Origin of the sequence: Kribbella sp. NPDC004875, from assembly GCF_042873375.1 — a bacterium.
Taxonomy (GTDB): domain Bacteria; phylum Actinomycetota; class Actinomycetes; order Propionibacteriales; family Kribbellaceae; genus Kribbella.
On sequence record NZ_JBIALI010000004.1, the window covers coordinates 394,847 to 420,853 of the forward strand.

The window sequence follows — 26,007 nt, forward strand, 5'->3', positions numbered from 1 at the left end:
CCCCGATCACCTCAAGATGCGCGCCTAATCAACCTTGACTAGACGTTTCTTCCTCGAGTACCTTGGCCAAGTAGTCAACCTGGACTAGTCTCTGCCAATCCGTTTGCAGCACGGGAGAAGGAATCGGACCCATGGGAAAGCCCGCGATCGAGACGAGAGGGTTGAGCGGAGGTGGACGCGTGTCGGCGACGAAGCTCCTGGTGCTCGGTATCGTGCACCTCTCCGGCGGCGCGCATGGCTACCAGGTGCGGTCCGAACTGCAGAGCTGGGGTGCGGAGAGGTGGGCCAAGATCAAGCCCGGCTCGATTTATCACGCGCTGAAGAAGGCGGCGGCTGATGGCCTCCTCACCGAACACGCCGAGCCGGGCAACTCTGGGCCGGAGCGCGTTCTGTACCGCGCGACAACTCGGGGACGTGACGAAATGGTCGAACTGGTCCGCGACGGTCTGCGGCGCACCCACGACCCGGACATGCTCAACGCGTCCATCGCCATGTTGCCCATGCTGACCAGGACGGACGCCATCGCGCAGGTCAACGTGCGGGCCGCGCGCCTGGAAGCGGAGCTCGTAGGGCAGGCCAAGGGGTGGGAGAACCTGAACCCCGACATTCCCGAACATGTCCGCGATCAGGCCGAGCTGTGGGCGGGACAGGCACGCATCGAACTGGAGTGGGCGAAGAGCCTGAGCAAACGACTGTCTGAGGGCGCCTACACCATGGCCGATGATCCGGGTTCGTGGCGAACGGTCCCCGATCACCTCAAGATGCGCGCCTAGTCAACTTGACTAGATGTTTCGACCTCGCCTGCTCTGGCTAAGTAGTCAAACTTGACTAGTTCACCGATCCGTTCGCAACACCGAGAGAAGGAATCGAACCCATGGGAAAGCTCGCGATCGAGACCAGAGGGTTGAAGAAGAGCTTCGGCGCGACCCACGCGGTCGCCGGTGTCGACCTGGCCGTGAGCGCCGGGGGCGTGTACGGCGTGCTCGGTCCGAACGGGGCGGGCAAGACAACCACGATCCGCATGCTGGCCACGCTCCTGCGCCCCGACGCCGGAGAGGCGCAAGTGCTCGGCTACGACGTCGTGCGTGACGCCCGGGCGGTGCGAAGCAGGGTGGGCCTCACCGGGCAGTTCGCGTCGGTCGACGAGGACCTCACCGGGGTGGAGAACCTATTGCTCCTCGCCAGGCTGTTCGGCTATTCACGCCGCCGAGCCAGGGAGCGGGCGGCCGACCTGCTCGACGCGTTCGGTCTTGCCGAGGCGGCCGACCGGCAGGTGAAGAAGTACTCCGGCGGGATGCGCAGGCGCATCGACATCGCGGCGAGCCTGGTCGTCACCCCCGAACTGATCTTCCTCGACGAGCCCACGACCGGGCTCGACCCGCGCAGCAGGAACCAGGTCTGGGAGATCGTCAGAGGCGTGGTCGCCGAGGGCGCCACCGTGTTGCTGACCACGCAGTACCTGGACGAGGCCGACCAGCTGGCCGACCGGATAGCGGTGATCGACCACGGGAAGGTCATCGCCGAGGGCTCGAGCGGCGAGCTCAAGGCGTCGGTCGGCGCCGGCTCGCTGCACGTACGGCTACGTGCGCCCGAGCAGCGGGCCGAGGCAGAGCGGGTCCTCGCCGGCGTCCTCGAGGTGCCGGCCGAGCCGTCCGCCGACCCGGCCGCGCTGTCCGCGCGGATCTCCGACCCCGAGCGGGTCGCCCGCGCCCTGGCCGAGCTGTCCCGCAGCGGCATCGGCGTCACCGAGTTCGCGCTCGGTCAGCCGAGCCTGGACGAGGTGTTCCTCACCCTGACCGGACACGCCGCCGAGGAGACACCCGAGGAGGATGCCGCATGACCGCCACGACCGCGGAACAGGCGTCGGCGCCGGTCACCGAGGACGCGCTGCGCAGTGTGCTGTTGGCCGGTGAGCGGCCGTCTCGGCCTGGCCCGGTGCGCACCTCGTTGACATTCGGCTGGCGCGCTTTGCTGAAGATCAAACACGTCCCGGAGCAGCTCGTCGACGTGACCATGTTCCCGATCATGTTCACGCTGATGTTCACCTACCTGTTCGGTGGCGCGCTCGCCGGGTCGACTCAGGAGTACTTGCAGTTCCTGCTGCCGGGCATCCTGGTGCAGGCGAACGTCATGATCACCATGAACACCGGCATTACGCTGAACACCGACATTCAAAAGGGCGTGTTCGACAGGTTCAGGTCGCTCCCGGTGTGGCGACCATCCCCGCTGGTCGGCGCCCTGCTCGGCGATCTGGTGCGCTACTCGATCGGGTCGGCGATCGTGATCGCGCTCGGCCTGGTCCTCGGGTTCCGGCCGGAGGGTGGCGCCGTCGGGGTGGCGCTCTCGGTGGTGCTGCTGCTGGTGTTCTCGTTCTGCCTGTCGTGGCTGTGGACGATGCTCAGCCTGATCCTGCGCACGCCGAACTCGGTGGCGGGCGTCAGCATGATGGTGATGTTCCCGCTGACGTTCGGGAGCAACATCTTCGTGGACCCGAAGACGATGCCCGCGTGGTTGCAGGCGGTCGTCGAGGTCAACCCGATCACCCACCTGGCGACCGTGGTACGCGGTCTGATGCACGGCTCGGTGCCCGCCGGGGAAATCGGCTGGGTGCTCGTCTCGTCAGCGCTGCTCGTCGCGGTCTTCGGTCCCATCACCATGGTCCTCTACCGCAACAAGAAGTAGATGCCGCTCCCGCGAGCACTTGGTCGAAATCAACTCCGGCAACCCGGCCCACTCGGCCAGCGCCATCACCGGTACCAGGCCCGGACACGACAAGGAGAGCCGAATGAGCACCATCCCCAAGAACAACTCGGAAACCGTTGCGCACACGCCCGGGCGGGCGAGCAGCATCGGGGTCTGGATCCTGCAAGTCGTGCTGGCGGCGGTAATCGCCGGCGGCGGAATCTCGAAGCTCGCCGGCGACCCGGTCATGGTGGACATGTTCGCCGACATCGGGGCTGGCCAGTGGCTCCGGTACCTGGTCGGAGCGCTGGAGGTCGCGGGAGGCGTTGGACTTCTGATCCCGGCTCTGGCGGGCCTGGCCAGTCTTGGGTTGGCGGCACTGCTGACCGGTGCTGTGATCACCGATCAGTTCGTGCTCGAGCAGAGCCCTTGGCTGCCGCTCGCCTTACTCGTCGTGGCGGCCGTGATCGCAAGGACGCGGTGGTCGCGCACCGAGGCCGTCGTCGGCACGCTGCTCAGGCGCTGAGACAAACCTCTCGAACGGAGATGTGAGATGAACGAGATGGCCTTTCGCGTGACATCAAACGATGGCACCACCATCGCCTACGACAGGGAAGGACGCGGTCCGGCCGTCATCCTGGTGGGCGGAGCACTCGACGAGGGGGTGGAGAACGCTCCCTTGGCGCCAGCTCTCGCCGAGCATTTCACGGTCTACAACTATGCCCGTCGGGGACGCGGCGCGAGCGGCTTCACCGAGCCGTACGCCGTGGAAAGGGAGATCGAGGACCTGGATGCGTTGATCGCGGAGGCGGGCGGCTCGGCACACCTGTTCGGGGCGTCCTCAGGCGGCGCGCTGGCGCTGGAAGCCGCCGCGGCCGGGTCAGCCATCGACACGATCGCCGTCTGGGAGGTGCCCTACGCGGTTGGGGACGACATACGCCCGCGATTCGAGGAGTACGTCGCAGACACCCGACGCGCCTTCGACGCCGGGCGAGACGAGGAGGTTCTCGAACTGTTCATGCGCATGACCGGCGCCTCCGACGACAACATCGCGGCCAGGAAAGCGGCAGGCAAGCAGACGGCGCATTGGGCGCATTCGGTCGCCCTCGCGCCCACGCTGGTCCACGACAGCGTCTTCCGCAATCGCTACCAATTGCCGGCCGATCGACTGGCAACGGTCACCCAACCGGTCCTGGTCACCACCGGAGGGCCGATCACGGTCCCTTATATGGCAGGCCTGCCCTCGGACTTCTTCGACCGCGCAGCCGACGAGCTTGCAGACCAATTACCCCACGCTCATCGGGAGACCCTCGAGGGGCCGGATCACGTCGTCGACCCACAGACCGTCGGCCCGCTGTTGCTACGTTTCTTCAGCACCGAACACTGAGGGGCCCCGGCCGGCGCCGTCGACCTCGACGCTGCTCGCCGAGCAGGAACGCATCGCAAGCCAGACGAGACCGCGGACGTCCTCGACGAGCGCTTGGCGGGTCGAGGCCGGCTGGAGGTAGGGCGGGAGGCGCTCGACGCCGAGATCCTGGAGCTGTCACGCCTGCTCGATGAGGGCACGTCGATGTTCATCTCCGACCGGTCGTCGCAGCCTCAGCAAGAGGCAGCGGAGCAGGCGACACTCGAGGCCGACATCCGCCGGCTAACCGAGTACAGCGAGCTCGTCGTCCACCGCTACCAGGCGAGCCTGTCGGACCGGGAGGCACTCCAGCGGGATGCGGATGCGGTGGAGGAGCGGATCAGGGCCTACGGATCAAGCGTGTCGATGCCGAGGGCAACGTACGGGCCCTTGAGGAGCGCGTTTGGAATATCTGCGAGAGCTGCGCATCCCGAACTTCTCTGCAGCCGAGCTCCAGGTCCACATCAATCGGAGTACCTACTTACCCGAGATCTCCGGCCGAGACTTCGAGACGCTGTCCAGTCAGGGCCTCAAAACCCTGGTCAACATCGCTCACTCGCTGGCACATCACACGGTTGCGATCGACAGAGGACTGCCACTGCCCGGACTGCTGATCCTGGACGGTATTTCCTCAAACGCTGGCCAGGAAGGGTTCGATCTGGCGCGCATCCGTGACGTTTACGACTTGCTGGCCCGTACGGCGCAACGGTACCTCGGCCGGCTGCAGATCGGGGCCGTCGACAACGAGGTCAACAACGCCGTCAGCCTGCAGCGCCGGGAGTCGCTCATTCTCGGTCTTCGGCAGAACGACCGCCTGATCCGCGGCTTGTAGTGGCGAGAAGCCCGGGTCCGCATCCTCACGTGTGATCAGGTCAGGACGGTCTGGGGCTGAGTCGATCGCCGAGGCGTTGAACGTCGAAGCCATCCCGTGTCCTTCGGTGCATACGCCTCAGCAGAACCGTCATCGCCGGGGCGACGGGTGGCAGCACACCACGGTGAAGGCGATTCTTGAGAATCCGCGGTACACGGGCTTCGCGATCTACGGGCGGTGGCAGAAGGTCGAGGAGCTGCTGGATCCGGAGGACGTGGCCGCAGGACACGTGGTGCGCTTCCGGCGATCGCCGCAATCGAAGATCGTGCGTTCGCGGGAGCCTGCCGACCCGGCGATCGTGTCTGTCGATACTTTCACGCGGTTGCGGCGGGCGCTTGAGGCCGGCTGGGATCCGGCGGCGTTGACGGAGCAGTACAACGCGGCGGTGGCGGAGAAGCGGTCCGCGGAGGCCGAGTTCAGTGCGTTGAAGGTGCCGGAGCGGGTATCAGCCGAGGACATCCGGAAGATGGTCCAGGAGCTGGGCGACATGACCGCGGCTCTCGACCAGGCCGACGCGAGCGACATGAGATCGCTGTACAAAGCCCTCGGTCTGCAAGTGAGTTACAACCACGAGACCAGATCGGCTGAAGCCGCCGTAAGCCCCGCTCTGCGTGGCTTTAACGTTGGTGTCCGAGGGGGGACTTGAACCCCCACGCCCCGCGAAGGGCACTAGCACCTCAAGCTAGCGCGTCTGCCTATTCCGCCACCCGGACGAGTGGTCTCACCGCTTGCGCGGTACCGACCGGAGAACAGTAGCAAACTCCAGGGGTGGAATTCACATCGGGGCGCCGGGGTGGTGACGACGGGGTGTGATCGGCGTAGTTTGAAATTCAAGGAGTGGCCTCTGGGGGTGGAGGTGGTACGCCGTGGACGCGTGGAACGGGATGTCGTTCGAGGGTAAGGACACGATGCTCCGGGTGGTGCGGGACGAGGCGGAGCTGTTCTTCGGGATGGTCGACGGCGACGATGTCTGGGAGTCGCCGACCGGGGCCGGGCACTGGGAAGTGCGCGATGTGGTGGCGCATCTCACGGACACCACCGAGTCGTACTTCGTGGCGTTCGACGCGGCGCGGTCGCACAGCGAGGTCCCACCGGCGTACGGGCTGCCGGGGATGGCCGAGCGGGTGGACAAGCAGGCGCTGGCGTTGCGGAACGTGCCGCGGCCGGAGCTGGTGGAGCGGCTGCGCACGGACTTCGACAAGATGATGGGGATCTTCGACGCGCTCGGGCCCGACGAGTGGGGCGGGTTCACCGTGCCGCACTTCTACATGGGCCCGCTGCCTGCGTTCTTCTTCCCGGCGTTCCAGTTGATGGACTACGGCGTGCACTCGTGGGACATCCGCCAGGGCACCGGTCGCGCGCACGGTCTGTCGGGCGAGGCGGCCGACCTGCTGGTGCCGTTCATGTTCGTGCTGTGGAAGTACACCACCGGCGCCAAGGAGCCGTGCGAGCTCGGCATCCGGATCACCAGCGGCCCGAACGCCGGCGACACCAGGGTGACCGTCGGCCCGGACGGCATGGACTACACGGCCGGTGACGTGAGCGACCTGTCGGCGGTGATCGAGTTCGACCCGGGCAGTTTCGTGCTGACCGCGTTCGGCCGGAGCAACGCCGGTACGATCCGAGGCGACCGGGCCGTGGCCGACCGGTACCTGAACCTGTTCTTCCGGATCTGAAGGGGATGGCATGACCGACATCGACCTGCCCGCGATCGAAGCCGAGCGGGACCGGATCAGGTCGGCGTACCTGAAGCCGGGAGGTACGTCGACAGCTCGCGGACTGCATCACACGGCGTTGCTGAGCGCGGACGTCGAGCGCACGGTGCGGTTCTACTCCGGCGTCCTCGGGTTCCCGCTGACCGAGATGGTCGGCAACCGGGACTACGAGGGCTCGACGCACTTCTTCTTCGACATCGGGAACGGGAACCTGCTCGCCTTCTTCGACTTCCCCGGCCTCGACCTCGGTCCGTACGCCGAGGTGCTCGGCGGCCTGCACCACCTGGCGATCTCGGTGGAACCGGCGAAGTGGCAGCAGCTCAAGGAGAGCCTCACCGAGCACGGGGTCGATTTCCAGGAGGAGAGCGGTACGTCGATCTACTTCCGCGATCCCGACGGCGCCCGGATCGAACTGATCGCCGACCCACTCGGGGAGATGTACGGCCTCAAGGTGCTCTGACGAAAGGTGCGCTGACGAAAGGGGCGCTGACGAAAGGTGCGCTGACGGTCGAGACGTTGACCGGGCACGGCGTCGGCGGGATTCTCGGGAGTGGGGTGAGTCTCGGGGCGGATCGGGGAGATGGGGCAGCGCAGTCCTTTGGTGACGCTGGCGGCAACGGCCGTCGGGCTGGTCGGTTTGCTGATCGTCAACAGCACCCAGGCCACCGGCTCGTCGGGGTACGCCGCGACGCCTGCCGCACCGAGCCCGACGCCCACCGCTGAACAGAAGCCGACGCCAACACCTACAGCCACCCGTTCGACACCGCGGGCGCCGACCCCAGCTCACAAGCCGATCGTCTACATCGGCCGAACAGCAGGCCGGGAAGCCACGCTCGCAGTAGCCGTCAAAGGCACCCGGGCCGTCGCCTACGTCTGCGACGGCCGCCGCCTCGAAGCCTGGTTGGCGGGTACCGCGAACACCGGCCGCCTGACCCTGAGGTCCCGCACCGGAGAGCACCTCATCGGGACCGCCGCAGCCGGAACCCTCACCTTCCACGGACGCACCCTCCGCTTCACCGCCCACCCAGCCGGACCACCGGCCGGCCTCTACCGCGCCCGCAACGGCAGCACCACGATCGGCTGGATCGTCCTTCCGGACGGTTCCCAGGTCGGCATCGACAACGACGGCACGCCCGCGGCAGCCCCACCCCTCAACCCGGCCAACAGGTCCGCGACCGTCGACGGTTCCGAGGTCACCGCCCAATCCATCACCGGCGACGAGACCTTCTGAGGAGGCCGGATGAGTACGACGTCAGTCGCGAAACGCAGTGCGGTCGCAGTACCGCTCGTCGCCGGAGCCGCGACGGCTGTCGGACTGGGGGTGTACGGGCGCCTGCACCATCCCACCGGTGTCGCGATCGACATCGCGGGCTTCTCCAGCTTCCAAGCGGTCAAGACGTGGCTGGCGACGCTGGCCGCCGTACTCGGTCTGGTGCAGCTCGCGAGTGCGGTCGCGATCTACCGCGGCCGGTCCAGCCTCGCCGCGCTGCACCGCTGGTCCGGCCGCGCCGCCGTCGCGGTCACACTGCCCGTCGTCGCGCACTGTCTCTACGCACTCGGCTTCCAGTACGGCGAGCCGCGCGTGCTCGTCCACTCCCTGCTCGGCTGCTTCTTCTACGGCGCGTTCGTGGTGAAGATGCTGGCGCTCACCCGCACCGACGCGCCGGCCTGGCTGCTCCCGGTCGCCGGCGGAGCAGTCTTCACCGGCCTGATCGGGCTGTGGCTCACGTCGGCGCTGTGGTTCTTCACCACGTTCGGCATCACCCGCTGAAAGGACCTCTCCGTGAACCAACCCAGCCGCCGGACGTTCCTCGCCGGTGCCGCGGCCGGCGCTGCCGCCGGACTCACCGGGTGCTCGAAGTACGGCGAACCGAAGGGCACTCCACCGCCGGCTCCGGCGAACGCGGTCCTCGGCACCACCAACGAGATCCCGGTCGGCGGCGGGAAGATCTTCGCGCCGCGACAGGTCGTGGTCACGCAGCCCAGCAAGGGCACGTTCAAGGGGTTCAGCTCGATCTGCACCCACCTCGGCTGCCCGGTCGCGAGCGTCTCCGGCGGGACGATCAACTGCGACTGCCACGGCAGCAAGTACTCGATCAAGGACGGCGCCGTCGAAGCCGGCCCGGCGCCGCGGCCGCTGCCGCCGAAACCGATCAAGATCACCGGTGACACGATCACGCTGACCTGACTCCACCTCCGCGCCCGTGGTGCGAGAGGATGGGGCCCATGACGACTCCCAGCGACCGTCCGTCGTACGCCCCCGACGCCGAGGTGGTGGAGCTCTGCAGTGAGCTGATCCGGATCGACACCACGAACTACGGCAACGGCAAGAGCAACGGGGAGCGGGTCGCGGCGGAGTACGTCGCCGCGCAGTTGGACGAGGTCGGCATCGAGTCGACGATCTACGAGTCCGAGCCGGGCCGGGCGACGCTGGTCGCGCACTGGGACGGCGACGACGAGAGTGCCGACCCGCTGCTCGTGCACGGCCACCTGGACGTCGTACCGGCGGATCCGAAGGACTGGAAGGTCGACCCGTTCGCGGGGGAGATCTTCGACGGCTGCGTCTGGGGTCGCGGCGCGGTCGACATGAAGGACTTCGACGCGATGGTGCTGTCGGTGGTCCGGGCCCGGCAGCGCGCCGGCGTGAAGCCGCGGCGGCCCGTTCGGCTGGTCTTCACCGCCGACGAGGAGGCCGGCGGTGTGTACGGCGCCCAGTGGCTGATCAACAACCACCCGGACACCGTCGCGGACTGCACCGAGGGCATCGGTGAGGTCGGTGGCTTCTCCATCACGGTCAAGGACGACCTGCGCCTGTACCTGATCGAGACGGCCGAGAAGGGCATGAACTGGATGCGCCTGAAGGCCCGCGGTACGGCGGGCCACGGGTCGATGGTGAACACCGACAACGCCGTCACCAACCTGGTCGAGGCGGTCACCCGGATCGGCTCGCACGAGTGGCCGCTGCGGGTCACGCCGACCGTCCGTGAGTTCCTGAAGACGCTCGAGGACGTGCTCGAGGTCGAGCTCGACCCGGAGGACATGACGTCGACGCTGGCCAAGCTCGGCAGCTTCAGCCGGATGTTCGGCGCCACGATCCGGAACACGGCGAACCCGACGATGCTGAACGCCGGCTACAAGGTGAACGTCATCCCGGGTGACGCCGAGGCGCATATCGACGGCCGGTTCCTCCCCGGGTACGAGGACGAGTTCTTCGCGACCATCGACGAGCTGCTCGGCGACAAGGTGCAGCGCGAGACCGTCGTCCAGGACATCGCCTTGGAGACCGAGTTCAGCGGCGGTCTGGTCGAGGCGATGAAGGCCTGCCTCGCGGCCGAGGACCCGCAGAGCCGGACGGCGCCGCTGCTGATGTCGGGCGGCACGGACGCCAAGTCGTGGAGCCGGCTGGGCGTCCGCTGCTTCGGTTTCGTCCCGCTGCAGCTGCCGCCGGACCTGGACTTCATGGGCATGTTCCACGGCATCGACGAGCGCGTGCCGACGTCGGCGCTGGAGTTCGGGTCGCGGGTCCTGGACCGCTTCCTGGATCAGGCCTGACGCACGATCGCCGGTACGGCGAGCAGCCCCGAGTGCAGGTCATCGGTCGCGTGCTCGATGTGCTGCAGGTCGAACCGGCGCCCGTTCTGCGCGGTGACCTCGGCGGCCGCATCGAGCAGGTGCTGATCCGTCGACAGCGCGTTGGCGGCGGTGTTGTGTACGACGACCCGCAACTCGTTCACGCCCGCTCGCGCGGCATCCGTCAGGTCGACCTGGTACGGCGGCGCCCACAGCGAACCGCAGTGCGTGTCGTTCAGGTAGATGTCCGCGGCGACACCTACCGGCGGAGTGATGAGCGCCCGATACGAGTTGTGCGGGAGATAAGGCTCGCTGTCGGGGTCGACGAGTTCGCCCGGGCCGAAGTCCAGTAGTAGCCGGCCCGTGGTGGCCGGGAGGTCGAGCTCGGTGCGGTAGGTGGCGGAGCCGGAGTACGCCGCCAGCGCGGGATCGTCCTCCCACCGGTGCGGGAGTTGTACCGGGCGCTCGTCGTTGTCAAAGGCAACCGTCCACGGACCGACCACGGTGGACAGGACGTCTTGTGAGGGTGGTGTCGCGGCCGCGGCGGTCGAGGGCACCAGGACCGCCGACTCGTAGGGGTGCAGGGTGATGGCGCTCGTGACCGTGACGTCGTCCGAGAACTGGCTCCAGCGTTCCATCGGCTCGGCGAAAATCAGGTGGCGGGGCTCGGCGCCGGTATTCGCGACGAAGTAGAGGTCGGCGTCGTCCAGCCGGCGGTGCACCACCCCGACATCGGGCACCGGAGTCAGCGGAGCGGCCGGGAGCTGGTCGGCATCCGTCACCACCGAACCGCCGGCCGCAATCACAGCGTCGAGCCAGTCCTGGGTGGCGGGCGGTGTCGTGGTCCCGTCCGGGACGATGACCAGTGGAACCTCGGCCGGATCGAGCACGGCCATCGCGTCGTCGTCGATCAGGTCGAAGTCGAGACCGGCTTCCCGGATCGCCCGCGGGATGTTCTCCGGAATCAGTTGCCGGACCACGCGGTACAGGTTGTTCGGCTCCGGGAACCCGGCCCGCACGGCGGCGTACGCGTCCGAGGCGGGGACGTAGATCTTGACCGGCCGGACCGGTGTGCCCTGCTGCAACAGCCACGAGAGCCGGTGCAGGGAGCCGAAGAGAGCCGTCGCCGCCGGCCACCAAGGGTTGCGGTCGTCGAGGGCGCCGGCCGCGTAGAAGATCCAGCCTAGACCGGGGCCGGTCGAGGGTGAGTACGGCCAGCCGTGACCGATCAGCTGGTTGACGCCGGACAGGAAGTGCTCGTGCGCCTCACCCTGCAGGTCGAGCGGTGTCGCGCGGAACGACGGCGAGTGCACCCACGTCCACACCTCGGCGGAGACCACGGACTTGCCGTAGACGGCCGCGGCCGACGACGCCCATCGGGTCTCCGGGATCCGCGTCCAGCCCCAGCCCTCGCCCTCGAAGATGTCGACGTGGCGGTAGCTGCTCATCGTGGCGGGCGGCTCACCGTAGCTCTGGATCCGGAACGGTACGCCGTACCCTGCCGCCCAACTCTGGAAGACCTTGAGGAAGTTGTCCTCGTACAGCTCGGACAGCGTCCGGCCGAAGTCGATCCGCAGCTGCCGCGACCCGTTCGTGTTCACGAGCAGCTCGAACAGCCGTGGTCGCAGGTCGTAGCCGCGCCGCTTCGTGAACTCGTCGAAGATGGCCGGTGTCCAGTCGCCGCCGTACACCTCGAGGCTGTCACAGAACACCGACCCGAGCAGCTCCGGAGTCGCTGCCTTCAGCAACGGCTCCGCGACCGTCCGGATGTGCTCCAGCGCAGCGGCGGTCGAGTAGTGGTCGAGCGTATGCCCCTCGGCTCCCGCCGCGGTCCGCTTGACCTGCTGCCCGGTCAGGCGGGACGTCGCGATCAACACCTCGCGCGGCTGACCACCCGTCGGTACCTGGATCACCCCGTCGTGCACGGGAACCTCGACGTACGACGAGGGCGTGCCGGCGGACCCGTCGCCCACGAAGGCGGCCACGAACTCGTCACCCGGCCACGACTCCACGATCGGTACGTCGTACGCCGCGGAGCCGATCTCGCGCCGGTCCCAGTGCAACTGCCGCGCGGCCAGCTCCGGTCCGATGTGCGGACCGCCGAACGACCACCCGCTGCCCAGCGTCACGTCGAACCGCAGCCCCAGCTCGCGTGCCTTCCGCGCCGCATGGCCGACCAGTTCGAGCGGCTCAGGCGATCCGAACGGCGCGGTCACCGGCCCCATCGGGTACACGAACGCGACCTCGGCTCCGCCGAGCCCGGCCGCGGCCATCGCCTCCAGCTCCCGGTCCAGCTCGTCCGCCTCGATCGACGGCCCGAACCACCACCAGCGCATCATCGGCCGCCCCTCGGGCGGCGGGTTCCGGAACTGTCGTCGTACGTCGTCGACGGTCGCCATACCCGTCACCCCATCGTGACGCGGCGACGCGGGTCAACGCGGATGACCAGTACCGGTCAGTCTGTCCCGCGACTCGGTGACTCCCGAGGCGAGCAGGTACTGGCCGACGGCGTACGTCGACATCGTCAGCGCGCCGCGGCCCGGGAAGTCCCGACCGGCCATCCGGAGCGCGATCAGTGAGTCGGAGATCAGGAAGAGTGTGCCGCCGGCGCCGCTGCGCGAGTTGTGCCAGCGGGACGTGATCGCGGTTGCCGTCAGCAACAACGCGTACGCCGCCACCGGGACACGCCGGCCGCCGAGCTTGGGGGAGAGGGCCGCGATCAGCGCCGCCCACACGGCCGCGTACGCTGCGAGAACCCGCCAGGACCGTTGCGACGGGCCGGAGAGGAAGACGGCGAGATAACACGCGTGGGCCGCGCCGAACGCCGCCATACCGGCCAGCTCGAGATTCGTCTCGAGCAGGAGGTCACCGGCAGCCGAGGCCAGGATGGCGGCTTGCAGGAGCGGCGGGGCGTCCTGTGTTCGCGACCAGTGCCACAGCAGCGGCATCAGTGTGGGCTTGCTGGCCAGCTTGAGGATCTTGGCATCGAAGGCCACAGCCGCGACCTGCACCACCGTCGCGCCCCAGAACCCCGCCAGCACCCGGCGCCCCCGCGCCAACCTCCCCAGGTTCATGCCTTCGAGTCTGCCGCAGCCGGCTCCAGAACTCACCGGTGTTCACGACAAGTTCAACGTGGCCCGCAGATCCGGGAGATATGTCATCAAGGGTTCCGGCGGGGTCGGCGTGGTGACGACCGAGAGCGTCAGGCGGTACCGGAAGGGTGCCGGGACCAGGTGCTCGCCGGGCCGGAGCTCGGTGGCCAGCGCGCTCCGCGGGATCAGAGCGAGGTGCGAGCGGCGACGCGCCATGGCGACTGTGGTGCTCAGCGTGACGCCCCGGCGGGGGACGGCGCCCAGGGCGGCCAGGCGGGTGTGGACCTCGTCGCTGCCCTTGTCGTAGGTGGAGAACGCGATCGGCCGGTCCTTGAGCGGCTGCCGGCCGCGGCCCGGTGGACGGGCGCCGGGCGGGACGAACAGTACGAGTTCGTCGTGGCCGACGCGCTGCGAGACGGTGCCGCGGGGGAGTGTGATCTGCTCGGCGATCGCGATGAAGGCGGCGTCCATCGTGCCCTCCGCAACGCGTTCGACCAGGAAGTGGCCGTGGTCGACCTGTTGCTGGATCTCCAGCTCCGGGAGATCCGCGTCCAGCACCGGGAACAGGATCGGGGCGATGCTGACGAAGGTGCCGATCACCAGCCGCCGTCCGGTGGCGGCCAGGCGAGTCGCGTCGTACACCTCCTCGAGGTGGCCGAGGATGTGGTCGGCCCGGCGGCCGAGCTCGGCGCCTGCCGGGGTCGGGCGGGCACCCCGGGTGTCGCGCTCGAAGAGTTTGGCACCGCAGAGCCGTTCGAGCCGGGCGAGCCGTTGGGAGGCGGACGGCTGCGAGATCCGCAGTTCGCGCGCCGCCGTACCGACGGCGCCGGTTCGGGCGACGGCCTGGACCAGCCGCAGATCCTCGACCGAGGGTAATGAGGTCATAGGTGGAGCCTATGGCAAGCGGGTAACCGCCGGTAGCTACCCGAGGCCCGCCGGGACGCCAAGAATCCTCGCTGTGAGGGCGAAACTCGAAGCACTGGCCTTGCTGGCCGGCAGCGGTACGGCGGACTTCGCGTTCCGGATCGCGCAGGTGGCACTGCCGCTGGTGATCCTTCGCGAGACCGGATCGGTCGCAGCGACCGGGTTGGTCGGCGGAGCCGCCGGAGTGCCGGTGTTGCTGTCGCCCTGGTGGGCCCGGAAGGCACGTCAATGGGTGGACTCGGGGCCGCGGCTGGCCGTGGTCGCGTTGGTGTCCGCGCTCGCGCTGGCGTCCGTGCCAACGGCAGCCGGCCTCGGGGTTCTGTCACCGCAGCTGCTCGTACTGAGCGGTCTACTCCTGGGTTTTGGCGACGCCTTGTCGAACCCTGGGCGGTCCGCATTGCTCGCCGATACAGGGGACCGGTGGGGCGAAGGGCGGGCGGTCCTGCTGTTGACCTGGCAGGACGGGCTGCGCCGGATCGGAATGCTCATCGGCCCGACGGCGGGTGCGTTCGCGGTGGCGGCCGGGTTCACGAACGAGTTGCTCTGGATCGAAGCCGTCGCGGTCGTGGCGGCTGGGCTCCTCGCCTGCACGGTGCAGCCCGAGCGCGCGGTCGCCACACAGCCGGTGCCCGCCGGTGGTCCTTCCATCCGAGAGAGCCTGCGCGGGCGGAGCGATGTGTTGTACGGCTGGATCGTGCGCGGGACCGGCTGCGTGACCTGGTTCGCTTTCACCCTCGGTCTGTCCGTGGTCGGCGAGCAGCGCGGTCAACCAGGCGTCTACCTCGCCGCCGGCATGACCGGGTACGGCGTCGGCTCGCTGGTCGGAACCGCGGTGTCCTTGGCAGTGGTACGGCGTACCAAGCCGGTGGCAACGGCTGCTGTCGCGTGGGGCTGGTCAGGTCTGTGCTGGGTCGGCATGGGCGTCTGGACGACGCCTCCCGTGGTCGCGGTGACCGGCGCATTGTCGGGCCTGACCGTGGTGATCGGGATCGCGGCCATCTCAGTCCTGATCACCAGATCGTCCCAAGGGGCGGAACGTCGAACGCTGCTGTCGGGCCAGAGCGTGGTGGTGAGCGCCGGGAGCGCGGCCGGGCTGTTGGTGGGCGGACCGATCATCGGCGCGATCGGGGCGGAGTACAGCCTGGTCGGCGCCGGGCTGATCACCGCGGTCGTCGCCGGATTGGTCCTGTTGCGGTGTCAGACCGCGGGAACGCTAACGGGCGAGGCGGCCCAACAGCGCTGAGGCGGCGATGATGCCGGCCACGGCGGCGACGATCAGGACCGTGAAGTCGAGCCAGTACGTCGTCGGCTGGCCGATCAGGAGGCCGCGCAGCGCACTGACCTCGTAGGTGAGCGGGTTGACGTGCGAGATGGCCCGCAGCCAGCCGGGCATCAGGTCGACGGGGTAGAGCGCGTTCGAGGCGAAGAACAGCGGCATCGTGATCGCCTGACCGATACCCATCAGCCGGTCGCGACGAAGGACCAGGCCCGCGATCGTCATCGACAGACACGAGAAGAACGCCGCCCCGAGCACGACGACGGCCAGGACGGCGAGCAGCTTCAGCGGGTTCCAGGTCAGGCTGACGCCGAGCAGCGCCGCGACGATCATCACCACGATCGCCTGCGAGATGGTCCGGACGCCGGCCGCGAACGCCTTACCGGCGACCAGTGCCGAGCGCGGGCTGGGCGTCACCAGCAGCTTGGTGAGGATGCCGGCGTCGCGTTCCCAGATGATCTGGATGCCGTAGAAGATCGCTACGAACAGCGCCGACTGCGCGATGATCCCGGGCGCGAGATAGTCGAGGTACGGGACGTCGCCGGTCGGGATCGCCCGGATCCGGCTGAACGTCTGACCGAAGATCACCAGCCAGAGGATCGGCTGGATCGCGCGGGTGACCAGCTCGGTCCGGTCGTGCCGCAGCTTCTGCAGCTCGACCAGGCAGAACGTGCCGATTCGCGAGAACAGCCGCAGAACGGCTCGCGGGCGCGAATCAACCCATCCGCTGGGCGGTGCGACGGGTGCCACGGACATCGCGCAGTCCTCCCTTCGCCTGGCCTTCCAGGCTCTCGCCGGTGTAGTGCCGGAACACGTCCTCGAGGCTCGCCTCCGGACCGAGCTCGGCCTTCAGGTCAGCCGGTGAACCGGCGGCCCGCAGCCGGCCCAGGTGCATCAGCGCCACCCGGTCGCAAAGGATGTCGGCCTCTTCCATGTAGTGCGTGGTCAGCAGCACGGTCATCCCGTACTTCGCCTGCATCTCCTGGACGCGTGCCCACACCGAGTCCCGCGCGACCGGGTCCAGCCCGACCGTCGGCTCGTCGAGCACGAGAAGCGCGGGCCGGTTGACCAGCGCCTGCGCGAGCTCGAGCCGCCGCACCATGCCGCCGGAGTACGTCGACGCGAGCCGGTCGGCCGCATCGGTCAGGTCCACGATCTCGAGTACCTCGGCCACCCTGGCGGCGCGTTCCCGCCGAGGTACGTCGAAGAGCCGCGCGAACCACGAGACGTTCTCCCGGCCCGTCAACGCGCCCTCGATCGAGAGCTGCTGCGGGACGTAACCGAGCATCCGGCGTACCTGCATCGCGTCGGTGCGGACGTCCAGCCCAAAGACCCGGACAGTGCCGGACTGTGGGGGATAGAGCGTGTTCAGCACTCGCAGCGTCGTGGTCTTGCCGGCGCCGTTCGGACCGAGGAGCCCGAAGCACTCACCGGGGGAGACGGTGAGGTCGAGGTTGTCGACCGCGAGATGCTCGCCGAACCGGTGGGTCAGCCCGCTGATCTCGACGGCTTGATCCGCTGTCATACGCGCTCCTTCCGGTCTTGCTGAGGTTGCTGCTGAGATTGCTGTTCTGCGGGGTGCAGCCGTTCGGCCAGTACGGCGAGCACGGGCAAGGCGGCGCGCAGCGCATCCCGGTCGCCGTCCGCGAGGTCGTCGAGTGCGCGGGTGACCAGCGCCGTACGCCGGTCGCGCCAGGCCTCGACCTGTTCGCGGGCCGGGTCGGTGAGCGTCAATCGCGCGACCCGGCGGTCGGACGCGTCCTGGGTGCGCTCGATCAGCCCGCGCTCGGTCAACTGGCCGACGAGCGTGGAGACGGTGTTCGCGACCAGGCCGAGCTCGGCCGCTGCCTCGGCGACCGAGATGCCCGGATTCCGGCGGACCGTCCGGATCAGCTCGGCCTGCGAGTCGGTCAGGGCGGACAACGGGAACGGCCGGCCGGCCGATCGGCGCAGATGCCGGCGCACCAATCCGATCGCCTGCAGCAACTCCTCGGCGAGATCTTCGGTCACACCGACAGAATACCTCTGTTGCAGAGATATTGCGCCACGAGAACGGCCCGGAACTTTCGTGCCGGGCCGGTCGGGGTCAGAGGGTCCGCATCACCCGGATGATGCGGCGCCGGAGCCAGACCCGGCGCGTACCGTCCGGGTAGCGACGCAACCGGGCCAATTCCCAGCCGCCGTACTCCGCGTGTTCGGTGAGCAGCTTGCGCACCGCACCCCGCGTCTCCGTCCTGGACACCTCGAACTGCTGCAGCTCGTACTCGGCCATCCACACCTCCGACTACCAGAACGCCAACGACCTCACGAAACATCCTCCAGCGCCGCCGCGATCGCCGGTGGCAGGGTGAGCTCCTCCACTCCGAGGACTGCTTTCAGTTGTAGCGCAGTACGGGCGCCGACGATCGCCGCCGACACTCCGGGCCGGTCCCGCACCCAGGTGAGCGCCACCTCGAGCGGGGTCCAGCCGAGCCCGTCGGCGGCGCGCGCGACCGCTTCCACGATGCCGGAAGCCCGGCCGTCGAGATAGGGGTCGACGAATCTGGACAGATGCTGGGACGCCGCCCGCGAGTCCGCCGGGATGCCCGTGCGGTACTTCCCGGTCAGCACGCCGCGGCCGAGCGGCGACCACGCCAGCACCCCGATCCCGAGCCCCGCGGCGGCGCGCAGCGCGTCCACCTCGGCGTCCCGGGCGAGCAACGAGTACTCGACCTGGTTGGACACCGGGACGGCGCGACCCGGCCAGGCCTGCTGCCAGGTGACCGCCCGGGCGGACTTCCAGCCCGCGTAGTTCGAGACGCCGACATACCGCACCTTGCCGGAGCTGACCGCGTGGTCGAGCGCGGAGAGCGTTTCCTCCAGCGGGACGTCGTCGGACCAGGTGTGCAGCTGCCACAGGTCGATGTAGTCGGTGTTCAGCCGGCGCAGCGAGCCCTCCAGGTCGCGGAGCAGCGCGCCGCGGGAGGTGTCGGTGATCCGCTCGCCGCGGCGGACGCTGAACCCGGCCTTGGTGGCGATCACCAGGTCGTCGCGGTCCACCACGTCGCCGAGCAGCGACCCGATCAGCTGCTCGCTGTCACCGTCGCCGTACGCCGCGGCGGTGTCGATCAGCGTCCCACCGGCGGAGACGAACGCCGCGAGCTGCTCGCGGGCCTCGTGCTCGTCGGTGTCCCGGCCCCATGACATGGTGCCCAGGCCGAGCCTGCTCACCGCAAGTCCACTGTGACCGAGATAGCGCTGCTGCATGACCCGAGCCTATTGCGGCCCACCGACATGTTCTCGCTAGGCTCGCCAGTCATGCGACTCGGACTCAACATCGGCTTCGTCTACGGCGGCGACGACCATCTGGACCACCTGAGGCTGGTGAAGGAGGCCGAAGCGCTCGGATTCTCGGTCACCTGGGCCGCGGAGGCGTACGGCTCGGACGCGGCCACAGTGCTCAGCTGGATCGCCGCCCAGACCACCACGATCGACGTCGGTGCGGCGGTCTTCCAGATCCCGGCCCGGACGCCGGCGATGACCGCGATGACGGCCGCCACCCTGGACCGGCTCTCGAACGGCCGGTTCCGGCTCGGTCTGGGCGTGTCCGGTCCGCAGGTGTCGGAGGGCTGGCACGGCGTCCGATTTTCTCAGCCACTCCTCAGGACCCGTGAGTACGTTGACATCGTCAACGCGGCGCTGCGCCGCGAGACGGTCGCCTACGAGGGGAAGTACTTCACGTTGCCGTTGCCCGACGGACCGGGCAAGGCGCTGAAACTGACTGTGCGACCGATCCGCGACCACGTACCGGTGTACCTGGCCGCGGTCGGTCCGAAGAACCTCGAGTTGGCCGGTGAGATCGCCGACGGCTGGCTCGGGATCCTGAACGACCCCGGATTCCTTGGAGAGCAGTTGACGCACATCAGGACGGGCCGGCAAGCCCGTCACGGTTCCGAGAGTCTCGACGGTTTCGACGTCGTGGCGTCGGTGCCGGTCATGACCGGAGACGACCTGCAGGCCGCGGCCGACCCGATCCGTGGGTACGCCGCCTTGTACATCGGCGGCATGGGCAGCCGCGAGAAGAACTTCTACAACGCGCTCGCGGTCCGGATGGGCTACGCCGACGAGGCGAAAGAGATCCAGGACCTCTACCTGGACAAAAAGCACCGCGAGGCGATGGCCGCCGTACCGTTCGGCTTCCTGGACTCGATCTCGCTGCTCGGTGACAAGGCGCGGATGGCCGAGAAGCTGACCGCGTACGCCGAGGCCGGGGCGACCACCGTCGCGCTGACCCCGTTCGCGTCGACCGTCGAGCAGCGGATCGCCGACCTGCACACCGCGGCCGAGGCCCTGGAGCTGTCCGGGGCCGGCAGCTGATGACGATCCTGGACGCCATCATCCTCGGCATCGTCGAGGGCCTGACCGAATTCCTCCCGGTCTCCAGCACCGGGCACCTGACGATCGTGTCGAAGATGCTCGGCCTGAAGATCGACGACCCGTCGATCACCGGCTTCACCGCGGTCATCCAGGTCGGCGCGATCGCCGCGGTCGTCCTGTACTTCTGGAAGGACATCGCGCGGATCGCGGTCGCCTGGGTCCGGGGCCTGGCCAAGCCGGAGCACCGCGGCGAGTTCGACGCCCGGATGGGCTGGTACGTGATCGTCGGCTCGGTGCCGATCGTGATCGTCGGATTCCTCGCCCGCGACCTGATCTCCGGCCCGCTGCGCAGCCTGTGGTGGGTGGCCGCCGCCCTGATCGGCTGGTCGTTCGTGATGGTCGCCGCGGAGCGCATCGGCAGCAAGAGCCGCCCGCTGACCCGGATCACGTTCGTCGACGCGCTGGTGATGGGCCTGGTCCAGTGCCTCGCGCTGATCCCCGGCATCTCGCGATCGGGCGCGACCATCTCGGCCGGTCTGTTCCGCGGGCTCGAACGGGTCGCGGCGACCAGGATCTCGTTCCTGCTCGGGATCCCGGCCCTCGTCGGCGCGGGCGTCTACGAACTGAAGGACGCGCTGAACGGCACCGTCGGCGCTGTACCGCTGATCGTCGGGACCGTGGTGAGCTTCGTCGTCGCCTACGCGTCGATCGCCTGGCTGCTGCGCTTCGTCGCCAAGCACACCATCGAGGTCTTCGCCTTCTACCGCCTGCTGCTCGGCGTCGTCCTGGTCATCCTGCTCGCCACCAGCACCATCACCGCCACCTAGCCCGCCCGCCGACGTCCCGCCTGCTCCCGTTTGAGGGGCCGGCCCCCGATCCGGTGGGGTGCGTACCCGAAGTACCAGGTGCTCACCCACCGTTTGAGGGGCCGGCCCCTCAAACGAGGTGGGCCAGCTAGAGCCAGCCGACCCTGCGGAAGAAGCGGTACATCGTGACGCAGACGAGCGCCATCACCAGCAGGATCGCGTAATAGCCGAAGTGCCACCGGAGTTCGGGCATGTTGTCGAAGTTCATCCCGTAGATGCCGGCCAGCATCGTCGGTACGGCGGCGATCGCGACCCACGCCGAGATCTTCCGCATGTCGTCGTTCTGCTGCACGGAGACCCGCGCGAGATGCGCGTTCAGTGCGGACGACAGCAACGTGTCGATCGCCTCGGTCTGGTCGGAGACCCGGCTGAGGTGGTCGGCCACGTCGCGGAAGAACGGCCCGGACTTCGCGGCCAGCCCGGCCATGCCGTGCGCGAACTGTTCCATCGGCTCGCGCAACGGGTCGACCGCGCGGCGCATCTCCAGCACCTCGCGCTTCAACCGGTAGATCCGCTCCGCGTCGCTGGTCCGCTCGGGGGAGAACACCGAGGACTCGATCTCGTCGACGTCGATCTCGACCTGCCCGGCGACACGTTCGTAGTCGTCCACGATCTCGTCGCAGATCGCCCACAGTACGGCGGCCGGTCCGTGCCCGAGCATCGACGCGCGCTCCTCGAGCTCGTGCCGCGTCGTGGCGAGTTCGCCACCCTCACCGTGCCGCACCGTGACGACGTACCGCGGGCCGACGAAGGCGGTGACCTGACCGGTCTCGACGGCGTCGCCCTCGTCGACGTACCAGAGGGTCCGCAGGACGACGAGGAGCGTGTCGCCGAAGCGTTCCACCTTGGGGCGCTGGTGCAACTGCAGCGCGTCCTCGACGGCCAGGTCGTGCAGCCCGAAGAGTTTCTGGACCCGTGCCATCTCGGCGTCCGAGGGCTCGTGCAGACCGATCCACCCGAAGCACTGCCCGTCGTCGTCGATGGCCTGGGCAACCGTCTCGGGGTTCTTGGGCAGGTCCTGCCGTTCCCCCTCGGCGTAGACCCCGCAGTCGACGATCACGCCACCCATCATTGCATCAGGGTTGCGTCGACCGGATAACGTGCCTCCATGCCCACCGTGATTCTCGTCCGCCACGGTCGTAGTGCCGCGAACACGTCCGGAACGCTGGCCGGGCGGACGCCCGGCGTGAAGCTGGACGCCACCGGGATCGAGCAGGCCGCCGCCGTCGCGGGCCGGCTCGCCGAGCTGCCGCTGGCCGCGATCGTGACCTCGCCGCTCGAGCGCTGCAAGCAGACCGCGGCCGCGATCGCCAAGCACCATCCGGAGTTGCGTCCGGCAACCGATCGCCGGCTGACCGAGTGCGGGTACGGCGACTGGACCGGCAAGAAGATCGCGACACTCGCGAAGGACCCGCTGTGGGCCGTCGTCCAGCAGCACCCGTCCGCGGTGACCTTCCCGAACGGCGAGTCGATGCGCGGGATGCAGCAACGTGCCGTCGACGCGGTCCGCGCGCACGACGCGGAGCTGGCCAAGACCCACGGCGACGGCGCGATCTGGGTGGCGGTGTCGCACGGCGACGTGATCAAGGCGATCGTCGCGGACGCGCTCGGTCAGCATCTGGACACGTTCCAGCGGATCGTCGTGGACACCGCGTCGACGACGATCATCACCTACACCCCGGTCCGCCCGTTCCTGGTCCGGCTGAACGACTCCGGCAGCGAGCTGGCCTCCCTGATCCCTAAGCCGTCAGCGAAAGCCAAGCCGAAGAAGCAGTCCTCGGACGCAGTAGTCGGTGGACGGTAATAGGGTCTAGACATGGCGCGAGTTGTGCACTCCTACGACGACCCCGAGCGGTTCGTCGCCGGCACCGTGGGCGAACCAGGTGCGAGGACCTTCTTCCTGCAGGCCCGGGCCGGCCACCGGCTGACCTCGGTGGCGTGTGAGAAGGAACAGGTGATGGCCCTCGCGGAGCGGCTCGACGTGATGCTGGACGAGGTCGCCCGGCGCTTCGACCGGGACCCGGTCGCGCAGTCCGGCTCGGACGACACCGCGCCGCTCGAGCAGCCGATCGAGGAGGAGTTCCGGGCCGGCACCATGACGCTGGCCTGGGAGGCCGACGCGGAGCGCGTGGTGATCGAGGTGTTCGCGGTCGTCACCGGCGAGCAGGTCGAGCTCGAGGAGGAGGACCCGGTCACCGCCGCGATGGAGTCCGACGACGCCGAGGTGTTCGTGGTCCGGATCACCGAGGAGCAGGCCCGGGCGTTCGCGCGCCGTGCGGTCGCGCTGGTGGCGTCCGGCCGCCCGAGCTGCCCGTTCTGCGGCCGGCCGATCGACGCCGACGGCCACATCTGCCCCCGTGCCAACGGCTACCGCAGGCACCTCCCGGAATGACCGTCGACCCGGAGCTCCTCGCCCTCGGAGAGCTCGCGCTGCACGGCCGCCTGGTGGCCGCCTCGAACGGCACCTACCAGGGCTCGGTCAGCTTGGCCGGCGAGACCGCCACGGTGGTCTACAAGCCGGTCGAGGGAGAGCGCCCGCTGTGGGACTTCCCCGACGGCACCCTGGCCCAGCGCGAGTTCGCGGCGTACGTCGTCTCGGAGGCGCTCGAGTGGTCGGTGGTGCCACCGACCTTGTTGCGCGATGGCCCGCTCGGCGTCGGCATGGTGCAGCTGTGGATCGACGAGGCCGAGCTCGCGGCGGGGGAGACCGAGCTGGTCGACATCGTCCCGCAGGGCCGGGTGCCGTCCGGATGGGTCGGTGTCCTGGACGCCCTCGACGGCCGCCACAACCCGGTGACGCTGGTGCACGCGGACAACGACGCGTTGCGCCGGATGGCGGTGTTCGATGCCGTGGTCAACAATGCGGACCGCAAGGGTGGCCACGTGCTGAATCCGGGCGACGGCCGCGTGTTCGGCGTGGACCACGGCGTCACGTTCAACGCCGACGACAAGCTCCGCACGGTGTTGTGGGGCTGGGCCGGCGACCCGATCCCGGCCGACCTGCTGAACGACGTACGGCGGCTGGCGGATCAGCTGGCCGGTGCGCTCGGGCAGCAACTCTGCGAGCTGATCACCACGGTCGAGCTGACCGCGACCAGGGAACGCTGCGCGACGCTGCTCAAGACCGGCGTGTTCCCGCACCCGAGCGACGAGTGGCCCGCGATTCCCTGGCCGGCTTTCTAGACGGCCCGCGTTCTAGGCCTTCGGCTCGACGCTGACGTTGCCGAGGCGGCCGTGCTCGTCGTACGACGTGATCACGACACTGCCGTTCGGCGCCGTGCCCTGGAGCATCTCGGCGTTCTCCTGGAACTGGAAGCCGAAGTGCTGGAAGTAGCCGCGGACGACCCGCCGGTGGTCGGCCGGGAAGACGCTCACCGCCGTCATCAGCAGCCGCGGCGTCGCGAACGGGTCGAAGCCGGCCCGCGGCAACTGCTCATCGGCGACGTGCAGGTAGACGTGCCCGCGCCCCTCGTTGATCGCGGTCGACCAGACACCACGGCCGCCGAGGACGGCGCCGGCCGTGATCGCGAGTGTGATCGCGGCCTGCTCCGGCTGCGGGAAGCCGCTCAGGTCCGGACTGTCCGTGGTGAACTCCGCGATCCGGTGCTGTTCGCCGAATGCCCGGATCGCCGCCGTCGGTGCGACGGCCGGCGCCTCCGCGCCGAAACCCGGGTTCGCCCAGCCCCACAGCCAGGTGTGGTCGAGCTCGGAGAAGCTGCCGAGCAGCGAGACCCGGCCGAGGACGCCGCGGTCGCCGGTGAGCGTCCGGGCGTCGAGGTCGGCCTGTAGCGAGTCGGTCCCGACGACCTCGTTGAACAGGTCCTGCTGCTGGATCGCGGCGGCGGCGATCCAGGCGCCGTACGCCTGGAACTCGGGGCTGAAGTCTGCTGATGCGCTCATCACCCGCGAGGCTACCGGCCGGCGGGCGCAGAGCTCACCCCGCCGACCGCGGATCGGACCCGGAATGGAACCGTGTCGCGTCATTGAAAATCGGACTGGCATAAGCTCCGACACATGCAGGCGTGGACGAAACCAGACATCCCGGTCGTACCCGGGCCGGCCCGGCGGCTACGCCTCTACGACACCGCGTCCAGCGGTCCGGTCGAGCTGCCGCCCACCGACGGGGGTACCGCGCGGATGTACGTGTGCGGCATCACGCCGTACGACGCGACGCACATGGGGCACGCGGCGACGTACGTCACGTTCGACCTGGTGAACCGGCTCTGGCGGGACGCCGGGTACGACGTCTCGTACACGCAGAACATCACCGACGTGGACGACCCGCTGCTCGAGCGGGCGACGGCGACCGGCGTCGAGTGGACGGACCTCGCGGCGCAGGAGATCCAGCTGTTCCGCGACGACATGACCGCGCTCCGGGTGATCCCGCCGCAGCACTACATCGGCGTGGTCGAGTCGATCGACCTGGTCGCCGACGCGGTCGCGGACCTCAAGCGGGCGGGCGCCGTCTACTCGGTCGACGGCGACCTGTACTTCGCGGTGAAGACGGACCCGGCCTTCGGCGGGGTGTCCAACTACGATCGCGAGACGATGACCGAGCTGTTCGCCGAGCGCGGCGGCGACCCGGAGCGCGAGGGCAAGCAGGACCCGCTGGACAGTCTGCTCTGGCGGCACGAGCGGCCGGGGGAGCCGGCCTGGGACTCGCCGATGGGACGCGGGCGTCCGGGGTGGCACGTGGAGTGCTCGGCGATCGCGCTGAAGTACCTCGGGATGACGTTCGACGTCCAGGGCGGCGGGTCCGACCTGATCTTCCCGCACCACGAGATGTCCGCGAGCGGTGCGCAGGTGGCGACCGGGGAGCACCCGTTCGCCCGGGCCTACGTGCACCAGGCGATGGTCGGTCTCGACGGCGAGAAGATGTCGAAGTCCAAGGGAAACCTCGTGCTGGTGTCGAAGGAGCGGCTGGCCGGCGCGGACCCGATGGCGATCCGCCTCGCGCTGCTCACCCACCATTACCGGACCGACTGGTTCTGGACCGAGTCTGACCTGACCGACGCTCAGGCGCGGCTGGACGTCTGGCGCGGCGCGATCGGCCGGGGCTCGGGGCCGGACGGTGCGGCCGCGGTGGACGCCGTACGGGCGGCACTCACGAACGACCTGGACAGCGCGGGCGCTTTGGCGGCTGTCGACGCCTGGGCCGAGGCCGAGGGCGACGACCACGAGGCACCTGCCCTGGTCGCCCTCGCCGTCGACGCCCTCCTCGGCGTCAAGCTCTAGCAAACAGATTGGGGA

At 68.9% G+C, this 26,007-nt stretch carries 30 protein-coding genes and 1 tRNA gene; 20 read left to right on the forward strand and 11 right to left on the reverse strand.

Annotated features, from left to right (window positions below; genetic code table 11):
- Positions 1–179 precede the first annotated feature (179 nt).
- The 7 genes from ACFYRH_RS24115 (at position 180) to ACFYRH_RS24145 (ending at position 5,604) form a co-directional block, all read left to right on the forward strand.
- On the forward strand, positions 180–773 hold the full coding sequence (locus ACFYRH_RS24115) for a PadR family transcriptional regulator (protein WP_387779341.1): 594 nt from the start codon (positions 180–182) through the stop codon (positions 771–773).
- A gap of 101 nt (positions 774–874) precedes the next feature.
- Positions 875–1,840 carry an ATP-binding cassette domain-containing protein gene (locus ACFYRH_RS24120; protein WP_387779344.1) on the forward strand — a complete coding sequence of 322 codons (966 nt, stop codon included), beginning with the start codon at positions 875–877 and terminating at the stop codon, positions 1,838–1,840.
- Entirely contained in the window at positions 1,837–2,682 is an 846-nt protein-coding gene (locus tag ACFYRH_RS24125; RefSeq protein WP_387779347.1) for an ABC transporter permease, read from the forward strand. The genes ACFYRH_RS24120 and ACFYRH_RS24125 overlap by 4 nt, the downstream gene beginning before the upstream one ends.
- A 103-nt stretch (positions 2,683–2,785) precedes the next feature.
- Entirely contained in the window at positions 2,786–3,208 is a 423-nt protein-coding gene (locus tag ACFYRH_RS24130) for a DoxX family protein (protein ID WP_387779350.1), read from the forward strand.
- Between the two features lie 27 nt (positions 3,209–3,235).
- Complete coding sequence (locus tag ACFYRH_RS24135; RefSeq protein ID WP_387779353.1) at positions 3,236–4,069, forward strand: alpha/beta fold hydrolase; 834 nt, start codon at positions 3,236–3,238, stop codon at positions 4,067–4,069.
- A 421-nt stretch (positions 4,070–4,490) separates the two neighbouring features.
- Complete coding sequence (locus ACFYRH_RS24140; RefSeq protein ID WP_387779356.1) at positions 4,491–4,919, forward strand: hypothetical protein; 429 nt, start codon at positions 4,491–4,493, stop codon at positions 4,917–4,919.
- A 31-nt stretch (positions 4,920–4,950) separates the two neighbouring features.
- Entirely contained in the window at positions 4,951–5,604 is a 654-nt protein-coding gene (locus ACFYRH_RS24145; RefSeq protein WP_387779359.1) for a recombinase family protein, read from the forward strand.
- On the opposite strand, the gene ACFYRH_RS24150 is transcribed toward ACFYRH_RS24145, so the two are convergent.
- A tRNA-Leu gene (locus ACFYRH_RS24150) sits at positions 5,583–5,671 on the reverse strand. The genes ACFYRH_RS24145 and ACFYRH_RS24150 overlap by 22 nt on opposite strands.
- Before the next feature lie 153 nt (positions 5,672–5,824).
- On the opposite strand from ACFYRH_RS24150, the gene ACFYRH_RS24155 reads away from it, so the two are divergent.
- The 6 genes from ACFYRH_RS24155 (at position 5,825) to ACFYRH_RS24180 (ending at position 10,225) form a co-directional block, all read left to right on the forward strand.
- The gene (locus ACFYRH_RS24155) at positions 5,825–6,634 is read left to right on the forward strand and encodes a maleylpyruvate isomerase family mycothiol-dependent enzyme (protein WP_387779362.1); all 810 of its coding nucleotides are present in this window, start codon (positions 5,825–5,827) and stop codon (positions 6,632–6,634) included.
- Positions 6,635–6,644: 10 nt separating this feature from the next.
- On the forward strand, positions 6,645–7,133 hold the full coding sequence (locus ACFYRH_RS24160; RefSeq protein ID WP_387779365.1) for a VOC family protein: 489 nt from the start codon (positions 6,645–6,647) through the stop codon (positions 7,131–7,133).
- 120 nt (positions 7,134–7,253) lie between these two features.
- Positions 7,254–7,904, forward strand: a complete 651-nt coding sequence (locus tag ACFYRH_RS24165; RefSeq protein ID WP_387779367.1) for a hypothetical protein — start codon at positions 7,254–7,256, stop codon at positions 7,902–7,904.
- Positions 7,905–7,913: 9 nt separating this feature from the next.
- Complete coding sequence (locus ACFYRH_RS24170) at positions 7,914–8,444, forward strand: DUF6529 family protein (RefSeq protein WP_387779370.1); 531 nt, start codon at positions 7,914–7,916, stop codon at positions 8,442–8,444.
- Positions 8,445–8,456: 12 nt separating this feature from the next.
- Positions 8,457–8,861, forward strand: coding sequence for a Rieske (2Fe-2S) protein (locus ACFYRH_RS24175; RefSeq protein WP_387779373.1), 405 nt, complete (start codon positions 8,457–8,459; stop codon positions 8,859–8,861).
- A gap of 38 nt (positions 8,862–8,899) precedes the next feature.
- The gene (locus ACFYRH_RS24180) at positions 8,900–10,225 is read left to right on the forward strand and encodes a M20/M25/M40 family metallo-hydrolase (RefSeq protein ID WP_387779376.1); all 1,326 of its coding nucleotides are present in this window, start codon (positions 8,900–8,902) and stop codon (positions 10,223–10,225) included.
- On the opposite strand, the gene ACFYRH_RS24185 is transcribed toward ACFYRH_RS24180, so the two are convergent.
- The 3 genes from ACFYRH_RS24185 to ACFYRH_RS24195 are packed head-to-tail and all read right to left on the reverse strand — an operon-like array spanning position 10,216 to position 14,220.
- A complete protein-coding gene (locus tag ACFYRH_RS24185) occupies positions 10,216–12,642 on the reverse strand; it encodes a glycosyl hydrolase (protein ID WP_387779379.1) in 2,427 nt (808 codons plus the stop codon). The genes ACFYRH_RS24180 and ACFYRH_RS24185 overlap by 10 nt on opposite strands.
- 33 nt (positions 12,643–12,675) lie before the next feature.
- Positions 12,676–13,317 carry a lysoplasmalogenase gene (locus tag ACFYRH_RS24190; RefSeq protein ID WP_387779382.1) on the reverse strand — a complete coding sequence of 214 codons (642 nt, stop codon included), beginning with the start codon at positions 13,315–13,317 and terminating at the stop codon, positions 12,676–12,678.
- 42 nt (positions 13,318–13,359) lie between these two features.
- Complete coding sequence (locus tag ACFYRH_RS24195; protein ID WP_387779385.1) at positions 13,360–14,220, reverse strand: LysR family transcriptional regulator; 861 nt, start codon at positions 14,218–14,220, stop codon at positions 13,360–13,362.
- Positions 14,221–14,293: 73 nt separating this feature from the next.
- Here ACFYRH_RS24195 and ACFYRH_RS24200 point away from each other — a divergent pair, with 73 nt between their 5' ends.
- Positions 14,294–15,502, forward strand: a complete 1,209-nt coding sequence (locus ACFYRH_RS24200; RefSeq protein WP_387779388.1) for an MFS transporter — start codon at positions 14,294–14,296, stop codon at positions 15,500–15,502.
- Here ACFYRH_RS24200 and ACFYRH_RS24205 read toward each other — a convergent pair.
- The 5 genes from ACFYRH_RS24205 to ACFYRH_RS24225 form a co-directional block, all read right to left on the reverse strand.
- A complete protein-coding gene (locus tag ACFYRH_RS24205; protein ID WP_387779391.1) occupies positions 15,473–16,291 on the reverse strand; it encodes an ABC transporter permease in 819 nt (272 codons plus the stop codon). The two genes, ACFYRH_RS24200 and ACFYRH_RS24205, sit on opposite strands and share 30 nt — an antisense overlap.
- Positions 16,251–17,060: an ABC transporter ATP-binding protein gene (locus tag ACFYRH_RS24210; RefSeq protein WP_387779393.1), complete on the reverse strand. Its 810-nt coding sequence runs from the start codon at positions 17,058–17,060 to the stop codon at positions 16,251–16,253. The genes ACFYRH_RS24205 and ACFYRH_RS24210 overlap by 41 nt, the downstream gene beginning before the upstream one ends.
- On the reverse strand, positions 17,057–17,545 hold the full coding sequence (locus ACFYRH_RS24215) for a MarR family winged helix-turn-helix transcriptional regulator (RefSeq protein ID WP_387779395.1): 489 nt from the start codon (positions 17,543–17,545) through the stop codon (positions 17,057–17,059). The genes ACFYRH_RS24210 and ACFYRH_RS24215 overlap by 4 nt, the downstream gene beginning before the upstream one ends.
- Positions 17,546–17,621: 76 nt before the next feature.
- Positions 17,622–17,807 (reverse strand): DUF5703 family protein, encoded by a 186-nt coding sequence (locus tag ACFYRH_RS24220; protein WP_387779397.1) that lies wholly within the window; start codon positions 17,805–17,807, stop codon positions 17,622–17,624.
- A gap of 32 nt (positions 17,808–17,839) precedes the next feature.
- A complete protein-coding gene (locus ACFYRH_RS24225) occupies positions 17,840–18,781 on the reverse strand; it encodes an aldo/keto reductase (protein ID WP_387779399.1) in 942 nt (313 codons plus the stop codon).
- A gap of 51 nt (positions 18,782–18,832) precedes the next feature.
- On the opposite strand from ACFYRH_RS24225, the gene ACFYRH_RS24230 reads away from it, so the two are divergent.
- Positions 18,833–19,891: an LLM class F420-dependent oxidoreductase gene (locus tag ACFYRH_RS24230; RefSeq protein WP_387779402.1), complete on the forward strand. Its 1,059-nt coding sequence runs from the start codon at positions 18,833–18,835 to the stop codon at positions 19,889–19,891.
- Positions 19,891–20,718 carry an undecaprenyl-diphosphate phosphatase gene (locus ACFYRH_RS24235; RefSeq protein ID WP_387779405.1) on the forward strand — a complete coding sequence of 276 codons (828 nt, stop codon included), beginning with the start codon at positions 19,891–19,893 and terminating at the stop codon, positions 20,716–20,718. Before ACFYRH_RS24230 ends, ACFYRH_RS24235 begins: the two co-directional genes overlap by 1 nt.
- Before the next feature lie 127 nt (positions 20,719–20,845).
- Here the strand turns inward: ACFYRH_RS24235 and corA are convergent, their stop codons facing one another.
- Entirely contained in the window at positions 20,846–21,829 is a 984-nt protein-coding gene (gene corA, locus ACFYRH_RS24240; protein WP_387779408.1) for a magnesium/cobalt transporter CorA, read from the reverse strand.
- A gap of 36 nt (positions 21,830–21,865) precedes the next feature.
- Between corA and ACFYRH_RS24245 the strand changes: the two genes are divergently transcribed.
- Genes ACFYRH_RS24245 through ACFYRH_RS24255 form a run of 3 tightly spaced genes read left to right on the forward strand, consistent with a single transcriptional unit; the run spans position 21,866 to position 23,940 of the window.
- Positions 21,866–22,561 carry a histidine phosphatase family protein gene (locus ACFYRH_RS24245; protein ID WP_387779411.1) on the forward strand — a complete coding sequence of 232 codons (696 nt, stop codon included), beginning with the start codon at positions 21,866–21,868 and terminating at the stop codon, positions 22,559–22,561.
- 12 nt (positions 22,562–22,573) lie between these two features.
- The gene (locus ACFYRH_RS24250; RefSeq protein ID WP_387779414.1) at positions 22,574–23,149 is read left to right on the forward strand and encodes a DUF3090 family protein; all 576 of its coding nucleotides are present in this window, start codon (positions 22,574–22,576) and stop codon (positions 23,147–23,149) included.
- Positions 23,146–23,940, forward strand: a complete 795-nt coding sequence (locus tag ACFYRH_RS24255; protein WP_387779417.1) for an SCO1664 family protein — start codon at positions 23,146–23,148, stop codon at positions 23,938–23,940. The genes ACFYRH_RS24250 and ACFYRH_RS24255 overlap by 4 nt, the downstream gene beginning before the upstream one ends.
- A gap of 12 nt (positions 23,941–23,952) precedes the next feature.
- On the opposite strand, the gene ACFYRH_RS24260 is transcribed toward ACFYRH_RS24255, so the two are convergent.
- A complete protein-coding gene (locus ACFYRH_RS24260) occupies positions 23,953–24,657 on the reverse strand; it encodes a DUF6882 domain-containing protein (RefSeq protein WP_387779420.1) in 705 nt (234 codons plus the stop codon).
- A 114-nt stretch (positions 24,658–24,771) separates the two neighbouring features.
- Between ACFYRH_RS24260 and mshC the strand changes: the two genes are divergently transcribed.
- On the forward strand, positions 24,772–25,992 hold the full coding sequence (gene mshC, locus ACFYRH_RS24265) for a cysteine--1-D-myo-inosityl 2-amino-2-deoxy-alpha-D-glucopyranoside ligase (protein WP_387779423.1): 1,221 nt from the start codon (positions 24,772–24,774) through the stop codon (positions 25,990–25,992).
- Positions 25,993–26,007 lie beyond the last annotated feature (15 nt).

Coding starts and splice junctions, on each gene's coding strand:
- ACFYRH_RS24165 (WP_387779367.1), top strand. CDS start 7,254: ATGGGGCAGCGCAGTCCTTTGGTGACGCTGGCGGCAACGGCCGTCGGG.
- ACFYRH_RS24190 (WP_387779382.1), bottom strand. CDS start 13,317: ATGAACCTGGGGAGGTTGGCGCGGGGGCGCCGGGTGCTGGCGGGGTTC.
- ACFYRH_RS24250 (WP_387779414.1), top strand. CDS start 22,574: ATGGCGCGAGTTGTGCACTCCTACGACGACCCCGAGCGGTTCGTCGCC.
- ACFYRH_RS24225 (WP_387779399.1), bottom strand. CDS start 18,781: ATGCAGCAGCGCTATCTCGGTCACAGTGGACTTGCGGTGAGCAGGCTC.
- ACFYRH_RS24130 (WP_387779350.1), top strand. CDS start 2,786: ATGAGCACCATCCCCAAGAACAACTCGGAAACCGTTGCGCACACGCCC.
- ACFYRH_RS24210 (WP_387779393.1), bottom strand. CDS start 17,060: ATGACAGCGGATCAAGCCGTCGAGATCAGCGGGCTGACCCACCGGTTC.
- ACFYRH_RS24125 (WP_387779347.1), top strand. CDS start 1,837: ATGACCGCCACGACCGCGGAACAGGCGTCGGCGCCGGTCACCGAGGAC.
- ACFYRH_RS24220 (WP_387779397.1), bottom strand. CDS start 17,807: ATGGCCGAGTACGAGCTGCAGCAGTTCGAGGTGTCCAGGACGGAGACG.
- ACFYRH_RS24160 (WP_387779365.1), top strand. CDS start 6,645: ATGACCGACATCGACCTGCCCGCGATCGAAGCCGAGCGGGACCGGATC.
- ACFYRH_RS24135 (WP_387779353.1), top strand. CDS start 3,236: ATGAACGAGATGGCCTTTCGCGTGACATCAAACGATGGCACCACCATC.
- mshC (WP_387779423.1), top strand. CDS start 24,772: ATGCAGGCGTGGACGAAACCAGACATCCCGGTCGTACCCGGGCCGGCC.
- ACFYRH_RS24235 (WP_387779405.1), top strand. CDS start 19,891: ATGACGATCCTGGACGCCATCATCCTCGGCATCGTCGAGGGCCTGACC.
- ACFYRH_RS24180 (WP_387779376.1), top strand. CDS start 8,900: ATGACGACTCCCAGCGACCGTCCGTCGTACGCCCCCGACGCCGAGGTG.
- corA (WP_387779408.1), bottom strand. CDS start 21,829: ATGATGGGTGGCGTGATCGTCGACTGCGGGGTCTACGCCGAGGGGGAA.
- ACFYRH_RS24230 (WP_387779402.1), top strand. CDS start 18,833: ATGCGACTCGGACTCAACATCGGCTTCGTCTACGGCGGCGACGACCAT.
- ACFYRH_RS24185 (WP_387779379.1), bottom strand. CDS start 12,642: ATGGCGACCGTCGACGACGTACGACGACAGTTCCGGAACCCGCCGCCC.
- ACFYRH_RS24195 (WP_387779385.1), bottom strand. CDS start 14,220: ATGACCTCATTACCCTCGGTCGAGGATCTGCGGCTGGTCCAGGCCGTC.
- ACFYRH_RS24245 (WP_387779411.1), top strand. CDS start 21,866: ATGCCCACCGTGATTCTCGTCCGCCACGGTCGTAGTGCCGCGAACACG.
- ACFYRH_RS24260 (WP_387779420.1), bottom strand. CDS start 24,657: ATGAGCGCATCAGCAGACTTCAGCCCCGAGTTCCAGGCGTACGGCGCC.
- ACFYRH_RS24170 (WP_387779370.1), top strand. CDS start 7,914: ATGAGTACGACGTCAGTCGCGAAACGCAGTGCGGTCGCAGTACCGCTC.
- ACFYRH_RS24255 (WP_387779417.1), top strand. CDS start 23,146: ATGACCGTCGACCCGGAGCTCCTCGCCCTCGGAGAGCTCGCGCTGCAC.
- ACFYRH_RS24205 (WP_387779391.1), bottom strand. CDS start 16,291: ATGTCCGTGGCACCCGTCGCACCGCCCAGCGGATGGGTTGATTCGCGC.
- ACFYRH_RS24120 (WP_387779344.1), top strand. CDS start 875: ATGGGAAAGCTCGCGATCGAGACCAGAGGGTTGAAGAAGAGCTTCGGC.